This is a genomic window from Agrobacterium sp. ST15.13.013, from assembly GCF_027956525.1.
GTDB classification, from domain to species: Bacteria; Pseudomonadota; Alphaproteobacteria; order Rhizobiales; family Rhizobiaceae; genus Agrobacterium; species Agrobacterium salinitolerans.
Window position 1 is genome coordinate 65,486 of record NZ_JAQKGP010000014.1, and the last position, 15,144, is coordinate 80,629.

General features: G+C 58.9%; 13 protein-coding genes. 9 read left to right on the top strand and 4 right to left on the bottom strand.

Annotation, left to right across the window (positions count from 1 at the left end):
- Positions 1 to 2: 2 nt before the first annotated feature.
- Positions 3 to 1,532 carry an aldehyde dehydrogenase gene (locus PL597_RS15510; protein WP_271365632.1) on the bottom strand — a complete coding sequence of 510 codons (1,530 nt, stop codon included), beginning with the start codon at positions 1,530 to 1,532 and terminating at the stop codon, positions 3 to 5.
- 68 nt (positions 1,533 to 1,600) lie between these two features.
- Here PL597_RS15510 and PL597_RS15515 point away from each other — a divergent pair, with 68 nt between their 5' ends.
- The 5 genes from PL597_RS15515 to PL597_RS15535 all read left to right on the top strand — a co-directional run bounded on the left by PL597_RS15515 (position 1,601) and on the right by PL597_RS15535 (position 7,324).
- Positions 1,601 to 2,464 carry a transketolase gene (locus tag PL597_RS15515; RefSeq protein WP_271365633.1) on the top strand — a complete coding sequence of 288 codons (864 nt, stop codon included), beginning with the start codon at positions 1,601 to 1,603 and terminating at the stop codon, positions 2,462 to 2,464.
- A gap of 1 nt (position 2,465) precedes the next feature.
- On the top strand, positions 2,466 to 3,455 hold the full coding sequence (locus tag PL597_RS15520; protein WP_271365635.1) for a transketolase family protein: 990 nt from the start codon (positions 2,466 to 2,468) through the stop codon (positions 3,453 to 3,455).
- An 85-nt stretch (positions 3,456 to 3,540) separates the two neighbouring features.
- Entirely contained in the window at positions 3,541 to 4,782 is a 1,242-nt protein-coding gene (locus PL597_RS15525) for a sugar ABC transporter substrate-binding protein (RefSeq protein WP_271365636.1), read from the top strand.
- 60 nt (positions 4,783 to 4,842) lie between these two features.
- On the top strand, positions 4,843 to 6,336 hold the full coding sequence (locus tag PL597_RS15530; protein ID WP_271365638.1) for a sugar ABC transporter ATP-binding protein: 1,494 nt from the start codon (positions 4,843 to 4,845) through the stop codon (positions 6,334 to 6,336).
- On the top strand, positions 6,326 to 7,324 hold the full coding sequence (locus tag PL597_RS15535; protein WP_271365639.1) for an ABC transporter permease: 999 nt from the start codon (positions 6,326 to 6,328) through the stop codon (positions 7,322 to 7,324). The genes PL597_RS15530 and PL597_RS15535 overlap by 11 nt, the downstream gene beginning before the upstream one ends.
- A gap of 55 nt (positions 7,325 to 7,379) precedes the next feature.
- On the opposite strand, the gene PL597_RS15540 is transcribed toward PL597_RS15535, so the two are convergent.
- Complete coding sequence (locus PL597_RS15540; RefSeq protein WP_271365640.1) at positions 7,380 to 8,162, bottom strand: shikimate dehydrogenase family protein; 783 nt, start codon at positions 8,160 to 8,162, stop codon at positions 7,380 to 7,382.
- Positions 8,163 to 8,245: 83 nt separating this feature from the next.
- Here PL597_RS15540 and PL597_RS15545 point away from each other — a divergent pair, with 83 nt between their 5' ends.
- The 3 genes from PL597_RS15545 to PL597_RS15555 are packed head-to-tail and all read left to right on the top strand — an operon-like array spanning position 8,246 to position 11,072.
- Positions 8,246 to 9,343: a glycerol dehydrogenase gene (locus tag PL597_RS15545; RefSeq protein WP_271365641.1), complete on the top strand. Its 1,098-nt coding sequence runs from the start codon at positions 8,246 to 8,248 to the stop codon at positions 9,341 to 9,343.
- A gap of 33 nt (positions 9,344 to 9,376) precedes the next feature.
- Positions 9,377 to 10,087 (top strand): SDR family NAD(P)-dependent oxidoreductase, encoded by a 711-nt coding sequence (locus PL597_RS15550; protein ID WP_271365642.1) that lies wholly within the window; start codon positions 9,377 to 9,379, stop codon positions 10,085 to 10,087.
- 10 nt (positions 10,088 to 10,097) lie between these two features.
- Positions 10,098 to 11,072, top strand: coding sequence for a zinc-binding dehydrogenase (locus PL597_RS15555; protein WP_271365643.1), 975 nt, complete (start codon positions 10,098 to 10,100; stop codon positions 11,070 to 11,072).
- Between the two features lie 197 nt (positions 11,073 to 11,269).
- Here the strand turns inward: PL597_RS15555 and gabD are convergent, their stop codons facing one another.
- Complete coding sequence (gene gabD, locus PL597_RS15560; RefSeq protein ID WP_271365644.1) at positions 11,270 to 12,721, bottom strand: NADP-dependent succinate-semialdehyde dehydrogenase; 1,452 nt, start codon at positions 12,719 to 12,721, stop codon at positions 11,270 to 11,272.
- A gap of 621 nt (positions 12,722 to 13,342) precedes the next feature.
- A complete protein-coding gene (locus PL597_RS15565) occupies positions 13,343 to 13,822 on the bottom strand; it encodes a hypothetical protein (protein ID WP_271365645.1) in 480 nt (159 codons plus the stop codon).
- 148 nt (positions 13,823 to 13,970) lie between these two features.
- On the opposite strand from PL597_RS15565, the gene PL597_RS15570 reads away from it, so the two are divergent.
- Positions 13,971 to 15,140, top strand: a complete 1,170-nt coding sequence (locus PL597_RS15570; RefSeq protein ID WP_271365646.1) for a cysteine desulfurase family protein — start codon at positions 13,971 to 13,973, stop codon at positions 15,138 to 15,140.
- Positions 15,141 to 15,144: the final 4 nt, after the last annotated feature.

Sequence of the window (15,144 nt, forward strand, 5' to 3'; positions counted from 1 at the left end):
TTTCAAAGCTCTATCCACGTCGTCTTCAGCTCAGTATATTTGTCGATTGCGTGCAGCGACTTGTCGCGGCCATTGCCCGATTGCTTGAACCCACCAAACGGCACCGTCGTATCACCGTGATCATAGCAATTGACCCAGACGGTGCCTGCCCGAAGCTTGCGGGCCATGCGATGAGCGCGGGAAAGATCGCGCGTCCAGACGGCTGCGGCTAGCCCATAGGGACTGTCATTGGCGACGCGTACGGCCTCCTCGTCATCCTCAACCGTAATGGTCGACAATACGGGCCCGAAAATCTCTTCCCGCGCGATTGTCATGTCATTGCGAACATCCGCAAAGATCGTCGGATTGACGTAATAGCCCTCCGGCTTGTCCGTCGGACGGTCACCTCCGAGCACCAGCCGCGCGCCTTCCGCCTTGCCCTTTTCGATGTAGCTTTCAACACGGTCGCGATGACTGCTTTCGACAAGGGCGCCAAGCTTGGTCGCCGGATCGAGCGGATCGCCCGGCCGGATGGACCGCGCGGTATTGACGACGATGTCGAGAAATTGCTCCTGGATACGTCTGGAAAGGATCAGCCGTGACGGCGCAACGCAGACTTCGCCCTGGTTGAAGCAGATCGCCGTCGCCGCCCGCTCGGCCGCAACACGCAATTCGGGCACATCGTCGAGAATGATGTTGGGCGACTTTCCGCCGCATTCGAGGAAAACACGCTTCATGTTGGACTGACCGGCATATTGCAGGAACAGTTTTCCCACTTCGCCGGAGCCGGTGAAGGCAAGGCAGTCAACATCCAAATGCAGGCCGAGCGCCTTGCCAGCTGTCGGGCCGAAACCAGGCACGACATTAAAGACGCCATCCGGAATACCGGCTTCCGCCGCAAGTTCCGCCAGCCGTAGCGCTGTCAACGGAGATTGTTCCGCAGGCTTCAGGACGACAGAGTTGCCCATGGCGAGCGCCGGCGCGAATTTCCATGTCGCCATCAGCATGGGGAAGTTCCAGGGCACGACCGCCCCGACGACGCCGATCGGTTCGCGTGTGATCATGGCAAGCTGGCCGGGACCGGTGGGCGCTATCTCGTCATAGAGCTTGTCCGGGCACTCCGCATACCATTGCAACGTATCAAGCACGACGTTGACATCGATATTGCGGCTCTCGGAAATCGGCTTTCCCATGTCGAGCGTTTCAAGGACCGCAAGCTCATCCATGTGCTTTTCCAACAGCGCCGCAAAGAGCTGAAGCACTTTCTTGCGCTCCTTTGGTGACCGGTCGCGCCAGACGCCTGCCTCGAAAGCCCGGCGCGCAGCAGCAACTGCGCGGTCGACATCTTCCCTATCGCAGGCTGCAACGCGCGCGATGACCGTGCCGTCGCGCGGCGAGATATCGTTGAACGTTTCTCCAGAGGCGGCGTCGGTAAAACGACCATCTATGAAGGCCTGCCCCCTGATGGTGATCCGGTTGCGGATGGCAGCCACGTCCGACTGCGTCAGTGCAAGATTCACGTTATCCTCCATTTTGTCCGTGACATATATCATATATCATGTTATCTCGCATCATCGCAAGCAGTTGTTGCCGACCCGTTGGCAAATTGGAGGAGGAGCGCGTGGCGCAGCCCATCAGAAACGATTTTCGTCCTACCGAAACCGAGTTAGCGCGTCTGAGAGACCGCGCGCAGTTCGTGCGGCTGGAGACCATACGGCTCATCGAAATTGCCAAGGTGGGCCACTACACCTCGGTATTTTCCGCAGCCGAGATTTTCGCAGCGCTCTACTATGACGTGATGCGGCTGTCGTCCGATCCCAAATGGCCCGATCGCGACCGCTTCCTCATGGGCAAAGGCCATGCGGCGGTGGGGCTGTTTCCCATTCTTGCCGAGCTTGGCTACATTCCGACGGAGGTGCTGAACGGCTACACCCGCCTCGGCAATCCGCTCGGTGACCATCCCGATATGCGCAAGGTGCCGGGCGTCGATTTTTCCTCCGGATCCATCGGACACGCACTGTCCAACGGTCTCGGCATGGCGCTGAACGGACGCCGCCAGGGCCGTGACTTCACCACGTTTGTCATGCTCGGCGATGGCGAGATGCAGGAAGGCCAGGTTTGGGAAGCAGCCATCGGCGCGGCCCATCACAAGCTGTCGCGGCTGGTCGCAATCGTTGACCGCAACGGCTACCAGCTCGATGGCGCCGTCGATGACGTCATGGGTATCGAGCCGCTGGATGAGAAATGGCGCGCCTTCGGCTGGGAAGTGCATATCGTCGACGGCCATGACGTTGCGGAGCTGACCGCGCTCCTGCGTCGCGTCAAAGCCGACAACACCCGCGAAAAGCCATGCTGCATCATCGCGCGCACGCTCAAGGGCAAGGGCGTCTCCTACATGGAGACCGAACCCGGCTGGCACCTCGGCTACCTCGATCCATCCGACGCCGAAGCCGCACGTCAAGAAATTCTTTCCAAGGTAATTTGAGATGAGCACTGTCAATCTGCGGCCAAATTCGCCGAATTCGTGGCACTACCGCGAGCTGAACATGAAGAACCCCGGCCTGGACCACCTGTCCAACGGGCTGATCTCGCTTGTCGAGACAGGCCACGACATCGTCGCGGGCTCCGCGGACCTTCAATACTCCAACGGGCTCAACCGCTTCGCCGCCCGCTTCCCGGACCGTTACTTCAGCTTCGGTATTTCCGAACAAAACATGGTATCGGCGGCCGCTGGCATCGCGACAACGGGCACGATGCCCTATGTGGCAACGTTTGCTTCCTTCCTCGGCCTGCTAACCTGCGAGCAGATCCGCATGGATGTCGCCTATTGCGCCCTGCCCGTTCGGCTGATCGGACACCATACCGGCATCTCCATGGGTTTCTACGGCACGTCACATCACGCGACGGAGGATATTGGCACCATGCGTTCGATCGCCGATCTGACGATCGTTTCGCCGGCCGACGGCCCGCAGTTTGAAGCGGCAATTCGCGCTTCGGCCGACCATGATCGCCCGATCTACTTCCGCACGGGACGTGGACGCGAGCCCGATCTCTACGATCCGAAGAGCCATTTCATTTTCGGCAAGGCGATTGAACATGCTGCCGGGGAAGAACTAACGATCATTGCCTGCGGCCTTCCCGTCCATCCATCGGTGCAAGTCGCCCGGAAACTCAAGGCCGAAGGCCGTAGTATCGGCGTCATCGACATGGCGACGGTCAAGCCGATCGATCGCGATGCAATCCTTGCCGCTGCTGCCCGTTCGAAGGTCATTCTGACGATCGAGGAGCACAACATCCTCGGCGGCCTCGGTGCCGCCGTTGCCGAGGTTCTTGCCGAAGACGGCAGCCCCGCAAGGCTTGTGCGTCACGGGATCCGCGATGAATACGCGCTGATTGCACCGCCGACGCATCTCTACGCCCACTATCGGCTTGACCAGGCCGGTATCGAAACAGTTGTCCGCGAAATCATTCGCTGACAGGCCCCGTCGTGCGCAGGGAGGCGCACGACTTCCGGTCGCAGGAGCGACAAATGCATAGAACTTCAACAGAGGGAGTGAGACCATGAGGTTCCTGAAATCCGCATTGCCCATGCTATGCACCGCAGCGTTGACCCTTGCCGCCACAACGACAAACGCTGCCGAAAAACACGAGATCTACACGCTCCTGCCGAACTCGGCGCTTTCAGGCGTTATCGACCCCGACATGGCGGATCGTACCGATGTGGAGAAGGCGCTGCCTAAAACCGCCCGCGAGCCCGGCAAAAGCCTGGTGATCGGCTGGACGGAAATCACGCTCGGCAATCCCTGGTTCGTCAGTGTCATCGACACCGCCAAGGCCAAGGCGAAGGAATATGGCTACGAACTGGATGTCCAGGTCGCGGATGGCGATCCGGCCAAGACCTCGGCCCATATCGATGCCTTCATCGCCAAGAAAGTCGACGTCATCGTCATGGACCCGACCGATCTCGCCGCAGCGGCTGCCGACGCGCAGCGTGCCGTCGATGCCGGCATTCCCGTCATTGCCCTTGGCACCGTGCCGGATGAAAGCCCGATCGTCACAACCGTTTTGTTCAACCCTTATGGCAACGGTTTTGAAGCCGGCCGTTACGTCGCGCAGCACTATGGTGCCAACAAACCGATCACCGCAGCGGCTATCCTCGGCACCGTTGGCAATTCCACGTCTGAAAGCCGCGTCAACGGCATGATCACCGGCATCATTTATGAGCGTTCACAACAGCTTGGCCTCGATCTCTCCAGGGAAGATGCCATGCTTGCCGGCTTCAAGAAGTTCCAGCAATTGAAGACGAGCGGTTCGTTCGATTATCCGGAAGCCAAATTCGGTGTGGTTTCGATGGGCGTCGGTCTCTGGACAGAAGAAGGCGGCCTCGATGCGGCTGAAGACATCCTCACCGCTTACTCCTCCAAGCTCGACATCATCCTTGCCGAAAACGACTTCATGGGCATGGGCGCCCTGCGCGCTCTCGAGAATCAGGGCCTTAAGGGCAAGATAGCCGTTGCCAATGCGGCGGATGGCTTCCGTACCGCCCTCGATCTCGTGAAATCCGGCGACATGCTGGTCACCGGCCTTTGCTCCGGCTCGCATACCGGCGAAGGCGTCCTGGCACTCATCAACCAGATATTCGACAAGGGCCTCGATGCCAGCAATCTGCCGCTCGGCTCATATTACCCCTCGCAGATCGTGACGGAAAAGAACGTCGATGAGTTCATCGATCCGGACACGGCAAACCCCTTCTTCCGCTACACCGTTCCGCCTTTCAAGACGATCAGCGAACTCAAGGGCTGACCGACGGCCGGCAAACATGGCGGGCCTTTTCAAGGCCCGCCCATTTGAGAGGAAGATAAGATGGACCGTCTAGAAATGCTCAACATCTCAAAGGAATTCGGAGGTGTCACAGCGCTCAGCGGCGCACGGTTTTCCGCGCGTGCCGGAGAAGTTCACGCTCTGATGGGCGAGAACGGCGCTGGCAAATCGACGCTGATGAAAATCCTTGCGGGTGCCTATACCCATGACAAAGGCGAGATACACATCGACGGTACGCCCGTGACCATCACTAGTCCCCAGGACGCGATGCGCAGGGGAATCTCGATCATTTACCAGGAATTCTCGCTCGCCCACCACCTCACGGTCGCCGAAAACATTCTCATCGAAAAGCTCGGCCACGGCTTCCTTCTGAACAAGCGAGCAATGCGGGCGCGCGCCGCTGAACTGCTGGCCGGCATGGGCTTTGACGATATCGATCCCGATGAGCTTGCCGGCAACCTTACGGTCGCGCACCAACAGGTCATCGAAATATGCAAGGCGCTGTCCCGGGAGTGTTCGATCCTCGTCCTTGACGAACCCACCGCCGTCCTCACCAACCACGAGACGGAAAAACTGTTCAAGCTCATACGGCAGTTGCGGGAGAACGGTGTCTGCATCATCTACATCTCCCATCGGCTGGACGAGATATTCAGCCTGTGTGACCGCGCCACCGTTCTAAAGGACGGTGCAATCGTGGGTACGTGGGAAATCGCCACACTTGACCACAAGCGCCTCGTCAACCTGATGATCGGTCGTGAACTGAAGGACTTCTTTCCCGAACGGGACGTTAAACCCGGCCAGGTTGCTCTTGCCGTGGAAAACCTGGCGACGGGACCGCTCGTCTCCGGCGTCACCTTCGAAGTTAGACGGGGTGAAGTACTCGGCATCGGTGGTCTCATCGGTGCGGGACGAACCGAGGTATTGCGTGCAATTTTCGGCGCCGATTCCCTTACGCGGGGTGAAGTGCGCCTCGATGGCAAAGTGCTGAGCATCAGCAGACCCGGGGAAGCCGTGCGCGCCGGCATCGGCCTGGTGCCCGAAGATCGCAAACATCAGGGATGTCTTCTCGACATGCCCATTCTTGCCAATGCAATGATGACGCCGGTCAATCCGCATCTGGGGCCTTTGGGCCTGTTGCGCGATCGCCGGGAACGCGGTGCGACCGAAAGCCTGGGCAGACAGCTCAACCTCAAGGCCGAAAGCATAGACGCTGAGGCTGGAACGCTTTCTGGCGGCAACCAGCAGAAAGTCGCGTTGATGAAATGGCTTGTCTCCGGTTGCGAGGTGTTGCTGCTCGACGAACCCACCCGCGGCGTCGACGTCGGCGCGAAGGTCGAGATTTACCGCGTCATCAACGAACTGGCGGCCAATGGCACCGCCATAATCATGGTCTCCTCCGAAATGCTGGAACTGATCGGCATGTGCGATCGCGTGCTTGTCATGCGCGCCGGCCGGGTCGCCGGTGAACTGACCGGCACAGACATTTCCGAGGAAGGTATTATCGAACTGGCAATGGGGCGCGAGAATGTCCACTAATTCAAAGGCTTCCGGCCTTGTTTCCAACCTGGTCACCTATAACGTCTATATCATGCTGATGACGCTACTCGTCGTTTCCGCGCTGTTGTCAGAACACTTCCTGACACTTCAAAACATATATAATCTCCTGCGTCAACTTGCACCGCTTGCCCTGGTTGCCATTGGCATGCTGCTGGTGATCCTGACGGGAGGAATCGATCTCTCGGTCGGTTCAGTCGCGGCGATCGGTGGCATGAGCGTGGCGATGGTCATGCCTGCGCTGCCCTTCGATGGCGGCACCGCGCTTGTCCTGTGCATCTTGGGTGGCGTGCTGTTCGGCGCTTTGCTCGGCGCGATCAATGGCGTTCTTGTCGCCGGCTTCGGCATGGCCTCCTTCGTCGCGACGCTCGCCATGATGACCATGGCCCGCGGCCTTGCCTATATGCTCTCCAATGGCCAGCCCGTACGCTTTCCCCGTGACTTGTCTACGGCTCAGATTCTGACGGCATTCGGCAGCAAGGGCGTCCCCGGTCTCGGCCTTCCCTGGCCGGTCCTGGCCGTCCTCCTCTTCATTGCCCTGTTCATTTTCCTGTTGCGCCGGACCAACTGGGGCCGCCTCACCGTCGCAACCGGCAGCAATGAGAGTGCGGTGCGCCTCGCTGGCCTTCCCGTCTGGCGTTACAAGTTCCTCGCCTTCATGCTTTGCGGCGCGCTTTGCGCCCTTGCCGGCATATTCGTGGCAGCCCGCACCGCCGTCGGAACACCGGTGACCGGTATCGGCCTCGAACTCGACGCCATTGCCGCCTGCGTTATTGGCGGAGCCCTTCTGTCCGGCGGCAGGGGTACGGTGATCAACACGATGATTGGCGTCCTCATTCTGGGACTGATCGGCAACATCATGAACCTGATGAGCGTTCCAGCCTATCCGCAGCAGATCATCAAGGGTGTCATCATCATTCTGGCGGTTCTTATGCAAGGCATTGGCGCCCACGCAAAAAGACGTGTTTGACCTCCTAGGCGCCGCATCTGGTCCGCATCGCGAATCGATGCGGACCTTTTTTGCGTCACTTGAGGAAATCAACAAGCAGGCGCACCTGCTGCTCGATCATGTGGATACCCTTATGTATATGGCATCCCAGCTTTTCAGCCGCGATCAACAGAGGCGTCATGTCGGGCTGCATTACCACTTCAGCGACGACAGTGCCTTTATCGAGCTTGTCGACATCGATGGGCAGGGCGTCGTTCTCATGCATGCCCAGCGCCGTGCCGTTGACTACAAGATCATACCCCGCCGGATTCGCCGCAGCCGCCACCACGCTGGCATCCGGGAAGGCGCCGGCAAGCTGTCTTGCCAGGTGTTCGGCCTTGTGAAGCGAGCGGTTTGCGATTGTAAGGTCCCTTACGCCAGCCCCGAGAAGAGCATGTCCCACACCGCTCGCCGCTCCGCCGGCACCGATGAGCAGCGTTCGAAAACCAGCCGGATCATGCCCCTGATGGCGAAGCCCGGCGACGAAACCCTCACCATCGAACATACCGCCCGTAAGGCTGCCGTCCACTTCGCGGCGGATGATGTTGCAGGCGTCGACAAGTGTGGCAGCTCCAACCCTCCGGTCGCAGAGCCTCGCGGCGGAAGCCTTGTGTGGAATGGTGATCACCATACCGGCAATATTCGCAATTGCCCGGAAGCTGGCGACCGTCTGGTCCAGCATGTCGGGCCGCACATCAAGCGGCACCATGATCATATCCAGCCCCTGCCGCTCGCATTCAGCATTAAAACGTGAGGGCGTGCGTACATGTTGGGCAGGGTGGGCGAGCAACGGGACGAAACGGGTTTTTCCGGAAATCATGCGGTTCTTCCTAAAACGGCGACAAGACGCTTGCGCCTTCAAAACAATCATATATCATATATGAAAACCGTTCGAGAGCAAGAATGCCTGATCCTTTAACTATTTTCGACAACCAACTCAAAGTCTTCGGCGCGCCGTCGCGTTATGTCCAGGGCCGAAAGATCCTCGACCGGATCGGCAGCTTTGCCGCGCAGATCGGAAAAAGCGCCGTCCTTGTGGCAGACGTTCACGTGCTGCCTCTCATTGAAGACACCTTTCGTCAATCTCTGGAAAAAGCCGCCGTTTCCTTGGTAATCCTGCCGTTCGAAGGTCAGATCGGTATAGAGACCGCGCAACGGCTTTCCGCAGCACTCGGGAAAAACGCACCTGAAATCGTTATCGCCGCGGGTGGCGGCCGCGCCATCGATGCTGGCAAGGCACTGGCGGGCGTGCGCGACATCAAGCTGATCACCGTTCCGACCGTTGCCTCCAATGATGCACCGACAAGCAAGAACTACGTGCTCTATGACACGAAAGACCTCCTCCTTGAAGTGAGGCACCTGAAACGTAATCCGGATTTTGTCATTGTCGATACCGCGTTGCTAGCGGGAGCGCCGAAGCCCATGTTCGCGGCCGGATTGGGCGACGCCCTGTCGAAGAAGGCCGAGGCGCTCGCCTGCGCTGGCGGTTGCGGCACCACCATGTTCCGCGCCCGGCCGACCCGTCTTTCGGGCGTGATCGCCACCCATTGTTACGACACACTCGTAACGCAAGGCATCGCCGCCTTCGATGCGGCGGGTTCTGGTGTGCCGACAGAGGCTTTCGACGCGGCCGTCGAGGCGATGATACTGATGGCGGGACTCGGTTTTGAAAGCGGTGGTCTCTCCGTTCCCCACGCGCTCACCCGCGGCCTGCCGCATGTCCCAGGCGTCAATGCGAAACCGCATGGATTTCAGGTCGCCTATGGGCTTCTGGTTCACCATCAGCTTCTGGGTGAGGCATTGCCACCGGCTATTGCCGCCCTTTACCGGCATACGGGACTTCCTCTCAGCCTGCGTGCGCTTGCCGGACAACCGATCACCCGGGACCAGTTTCTCGCCATCGCTCAGGCATCCATCACCGTACCTCACATTCTGAATTTCCCCCGCCCGCTCACGGTCGAGGACCTCGTGGAGGCAATGCACTCGGTCGAGGACGCATGACGTTATATCAAACAGAACAGGCAGGAGCACATAATGCCCAATGAAGACCAGGCAAAACCCCTTGCAGTGGTGACCGGCGGCGGAACCGGCATTGGCCGGGCCGTGGCGGAACTTCTTGCCGATAGCGGCTATCAGGTCATTGCGCTGGGGCTGGATCGAGATGCGGATCTGATCGCCGCAATCGCCTTTCACAAGGTGGACCTGACCGACACCAAGGCAAGTATCGCGGCACTGCCGCAGGGACAGCCCGTCGCTGGCCTCGTAAACTGCGCTGGCATGCTGCGCCACCAGCAGGAATGGGAGACCGACGCCTTCGAACAGGTCATGCGCGTCAATGTCACCGCCGGCTTTGCATTTTCCGCCGCCCTGCTCGACAGGTTGCAGGCCGCCGGTGGCGCCGTCGTCAATGTTGCCTCGATGTGGGCGATATTCGGCTCCCCGGGCGCCCCGGCCTACACGGCCAGCAAGGGCGCCGTCGCCGCGATGACCCGGTCACAGGCGGTCGCCTGGGCCGGACGCGGCATTCGGGTGAATTCAATCGCGCCGGGATGGGTGGAGACCCGTATCTCGGAAAATGCGCGGACCGACGCGGCACGCGCCGAACGTATCGGCGCCCGCATTCCGATGGGGCGCTGGGCAAAACCGGCCGAAGTCGCATCTGTCGTCCGTTTTCTTCTGTCGCCCGACGCGGGTTATGTGACCGGCGCGATGATTCCGATCGACGGCGGCTATTCAATCTGCTGAGGGATAAAAAATGAAAGCTTGGGTTCACGACATAACCGGCGACCTGAACGTCCTGCAATTGCGCGAAATGCCAAAACCGCGACCCGGGCGCGGTGAACTGCTCGTCCGTAACCGGGCGATCGGTCTCAACCCCGTCGACTGGAAATTCATACTCTGGGGCCATGACGCTTGGACGTGGCCGCACATTCCCGGTGTCGACGGGGCCGGCGAAGTAGAAGAAGTCGGGCAAGATGTCAGTCATATCGCGGCCGGCGCACGCGTCGCTTATCACAACGACCTGATACGTCCCGGTTCGTTTGCTGAATACACGGTTATCCCCGCGCGTGCGGCCATTCCTCTGCCGGCAAGTCTGCCCTTCGCCGCAGCCGCCGCGATTCCCTGCCCTGGTCTCACCGCGCAGCAGGCCATCGACAAGGTGCCGCTCTGGCCCGGAGCCCATGTGCTCGTCACCGGCGCTTCCGGAGCTGTGGGTGGCACTTTGCTCCAGCTCGCGCGCGACAAAGGCTGGGTCGTCCATGCGGTCGCCTCTGCTGCACAGGCAAACCGCCTACTGAAGCTCGGCGCGGCGACCGTCACAAACTATCACAACGAACATTGGAAGAGCGACTTCAGGGAGCGGGTGCTGCATCAGCCAATCCATGCGGTATTCGATATGGTGAGCGGCGCTCACGCCACCAGCCTTGCGCCTCTTTTGACGGCGAATGGTCATCTCGTCTGCATTCAAGACCGGCAGGAAGCAGCGCCGCTTCCCGCTTTCTCCACGACGATCTCATTGCATGAAGTCGGCCTCAACGCGATGCACGCCCATGCATGCGATCATCAATGGGGACGACTGATCGCAGCCGGTGCCTCAATGGCAAGTCAAATCTGCGAAGGAACCTTCGATCCTCAGCTTATCGAAACAGCGAGTTTTGAGGAATTGCCCGCTGCACTTTCACGCCTGAAAGCGGGGCCGAACCCGGGCAACCGGGTGGTCGTCCTCTAGCGGAGGGCGCCTGCACCCACGACATTATCGAAGCGGCGTACGACAATCGCCGCTTCGAGCGTTTCACGCCCAGTTGCACGGCAATCGGCAACCTCTTGCCCCGATAGGAAAATGGCCACCTGACCGTGAGATCAGGCAGCCATGCAGAACCGGAAGAGCGAACTCCCGGCATCGGGAAAGGCCCACTCTGGCGTCGCTCAGGCGACGCCACCGAGGCAGACATATTTGATCTCGACGAAGTCATCGATACCGTATTTCGAACCTTCGCGGCCCAGACCCGACGATTTTACGCCTCCGAAGGGTGCTTCCGCCGTCGAGATGAGTCCCGTATTGACACCCACCATCCCATATTCCAGCGCCTCTGCTACCCGGAACACACGAGCGAGATCCTTCGCATAGAAATAGGATGCGAGACCAAACTCCGTGTCGTTCGCCTGGGCGATAACATCGGCTTCGTGCGCGAAACGGAAAAGCGGCGCAACCGGGCCGAAAGTCTCCTCGGTGGCCACCGCCATGTCCTTCGTGACGTCGGCAAGCACGGTCGCTTCATAGAACGTTCCGCCCAGCCGATGCTGCTTGCCGCCCTGAAGGACTCTGGCCCCCTTAGAGAGCGCATCGCTGACATGCTCCTCGACCTTCTTCAGCGCCGCGTCGTCGATGAGCGGCCCGAGCACAACGCCCTCGTCGAAACCATTACCGGTCTTGAGGCCGCCAACCGCTTTTGCGAGCTTTTCCGCAAAGGCATCGTAAACGCCATCCTGGACGTAAAGCCGGTTTGCGCAGACGCAGGTCTGGCCATTGTTCCGGAATTTGGCAATCAACGCGCCCTCCACCGCCTCATCAAGATCGGCATCATCAAAGACGATGAAGGGCGCATTGCCGCCGAGTTCCAGACCGAGCTTCTTGATGGTCGGGGCCGACTGCCGGTAAAGCTCCGCACCCACCTCGGTCGAACCGGTAAAAGTCAGCTTCCGCACGATCGGGTTAGCCGTCATCTCCGCCCCGATCTCGCGTGCCGAGCCGGTCACGACCGAAAAGAGACCCGGGGGCAGACCGGCGCGTTCGCCGAGAACCGCCAGCGCAATCGCCGAGAAAGGGGTCTGGCTTGCCGGCTTCAGCACCATGGCGCAACCGGCCGCAAACGCTGGGCCTGCCTTGCGGGTAATCATCGCATTCGGGAAGTTCCACGGCGTGACCGCCGCAACGACTCCAATCGGCTGCTTCAGGACCAGGATGCGCTTGTCTTTCTGGTGCCCCGGAACGAGGTCGCCATAGATGCGGCGGGCTTCTTCGGCGAACCATTCGATGAAACTCGCGCCGTATGCTATTTCTCCCTTGGCTTCCGCAAGCGGCTTGCCCTGCTCCGCAGTGAGTATCCGGCCCAGATCGTCCTGGTTCGCCATCATCAGTTCAAACCACTTCCGCAGGATACCGGCGCGTTCCTTTGCGGTGCGGGCAGCCCATTCCCTTTGGGCATCCTCCGCCGCAGAAATCGCCGTCTTCGTCTCGGCTGCGCCAAGCTTCGGCACGTTGCCGATCACCTCACCCGTCGCGGGGTTCGTCACGGCGATGGCCGTCGCATTCGCCTCGATCCATTCGCCGGCCACATATGCCGCCTGCCGAAACAATGTCAGGTCTTTTAGTTCCATTGGACTGATCTCCAGTATTCCTGTGGTAGCTTCGCGGCTTGACGTCCGCCAAATATCGAGCGCATAATAATGCATGATATATGATGCATTATATTTCCGTTCTTGGCTAGCGCGAATAAAGTTCTCCGGTGATCCAAATGACTTCACTATCGTAAGAGATTGCGACATTGGCTGAAACGGTCTTTTTTGCGAGACAGTGAAGCCTGTTCCCTTCGCAACCGCCCGCGTAATGGCAGGCGTGGTGAGTGGACTCTGAGTCTGCCAACCAGAGAATGTAAAATCCTATCGGGACGGAAAGGATTTGCCAGCATCAGCTATTTGAAACAAATCCACTGCCCGCCGATGGCGCATCAGCAACGACCCAGCGCACGATCACCGAACCACACGGCTCTCGCCTCCGGCTTGATTCCTCATCCTTTCAAGTGTGTCGGTGATAGTCTTGGCGAGTTCTGCCTTTTCTCGGGACTATGGCGCGGATTGGGATCTTGGCAACCTCAATTATCGTGGGCAAATATCTAAGACTCGATACCCGCTCTTGAACGGATGTGAACCTTCGTGCCGGTCGGTTGCCGGCATTGAATGTATTGAAAACTTTACAAGTTTCCCGGAATCTGCTCGACGTCAGGGCGCCGCCGGCACAGTGACTTGCTTCGGCGTTTCGATAGCGTTCGTTGGGGTTGGCTTGGCTGCGACGACGTACGCTGCGCCAATAAATGAAATGAGCGCGGAAACATACAAGAGAAGCTGAATCGTTTTGACAGTTGAGGGCAATCTCGATGGCTTTAACGTCACTTTATACTCGCCGTCGAGTTTATTTAGGTTATCCAAGTAACCGTTGAGCGCATTCCCGAAACGCTCCATAATGTGAACAAATGATATACTGAGAATTACGCAGAATAGGAAGATGCCGGCGGCAATAACTCGATCAGTCCGGAACTGAGTTGCCGCGAAATACCATAAACCGCCCAAAGCAACAGTAAAAAGCGGAGGGATTTTGTACAATATGTCGTTCATAGAACGGAAATGCGCATATTGCTCCCGATAGATGTCAGACAGGAGAACACGTCCGGTAACGGGTTGATCATCCTCATTTTCTCGCATGGCGCATCCTTTGAATGGCTGATGGGCAGAAGTTGGTGCAAGTCCACCAATTCCGCAAGTGTACATTGAAGTGGCTCGGGGCTATATCAAGGAAAAGCGTATTGGCTATTTGATTCCTTAGCGTTATTGTGACTGTGCGGGTACGGAAATGGGGCACCCAATCTATCTCGATGGTTTTGCCACTCTACCGCTTGCGCCTGAAGCTCGCGATGCAATGCTTGCCGTTTGGGCGCAACCGGGCAATGCCGGATCGCCCAATGTTTCAGGCGAGATTGCAGCACGCACGATCGCCGACGGCCGCGCATCGGTTGCTGATCTGATCGGCGCGGCGGCGAACGAGATCACCTTCACGTCGGGTGCGACCGAAGCCAACAACCTCGCGATCGTGGGCGTAGCACGCGCAGCTCGCGGACTCGAGCCTAACCGGAAACGCATCATTGTTTCAGCGATCGAACACAAGGCTGTCTTGGAACCTGCACAGGCCCTAAAATCCGAAGGATTTGAAATCAGCATTGCTCCCGTCGATCATCGAGGTCAGCTTGATCTCACAGCATTTGCTCAACTCGTCGACAAAGACCTCCTCCTTGCATCCGTGATGATGGTCAACAATGAGACGGGAGTTATCCAACCGGTCAAAGAAGCTGCTGCCTTGGCACGTGCGAGCGGAGCGCTCTTCCATAGCGATGCTGCGCAGGCGGTAGGCAAGATCGATGTCGACGTCGTTGACCTTGACGTTGACTACCTCACCCTTTCGGCTCACAAATCTTACGGTCCGATGGGCATAGGCGCCTTGTATATTGCTGCGTCGGCCCCGAAACCCCTCCCCCTGACCTTTGGAGGGGGCCAGCAGAGCGGACTGAGGCCGGGAACCGAACCGGTCGCATTGATTGCTGCTTTTGGTGCGGCAGCTCAGGTCGCGAAACAGAGACTTTCATCTGATCAAAAGCACTGCTCGGGGCTGATCGATCAGTTAATTGAGACTCTCGAACAACGGCAACTTCGCTTCCGGCGGGTTAGCGGCGATGCACCAACAGTGCCCGGCACGGCGTCCCTCCAGCTCTACGGGATAGATGCGGACGAACTCTGCGCCCGTATCGCGCGGCACGTCTCAATTTCAACCGGGTCCGCATGCACCTCGGGACAGATCAAGACTTCTCATGTCCTTGAATCTATTGGTCTTTCGGACAAGGAGGCTCGGGGAGTCATTCGCATTTTCTGTAATCGCTACCAGAATTTTGATGAGATAATAACCGCTGCCGGCCACATTGTTGATGCTGCCGCGATGTCTCGCCTTGCAACTGGAGAGGTTCACCAGTAGAGTG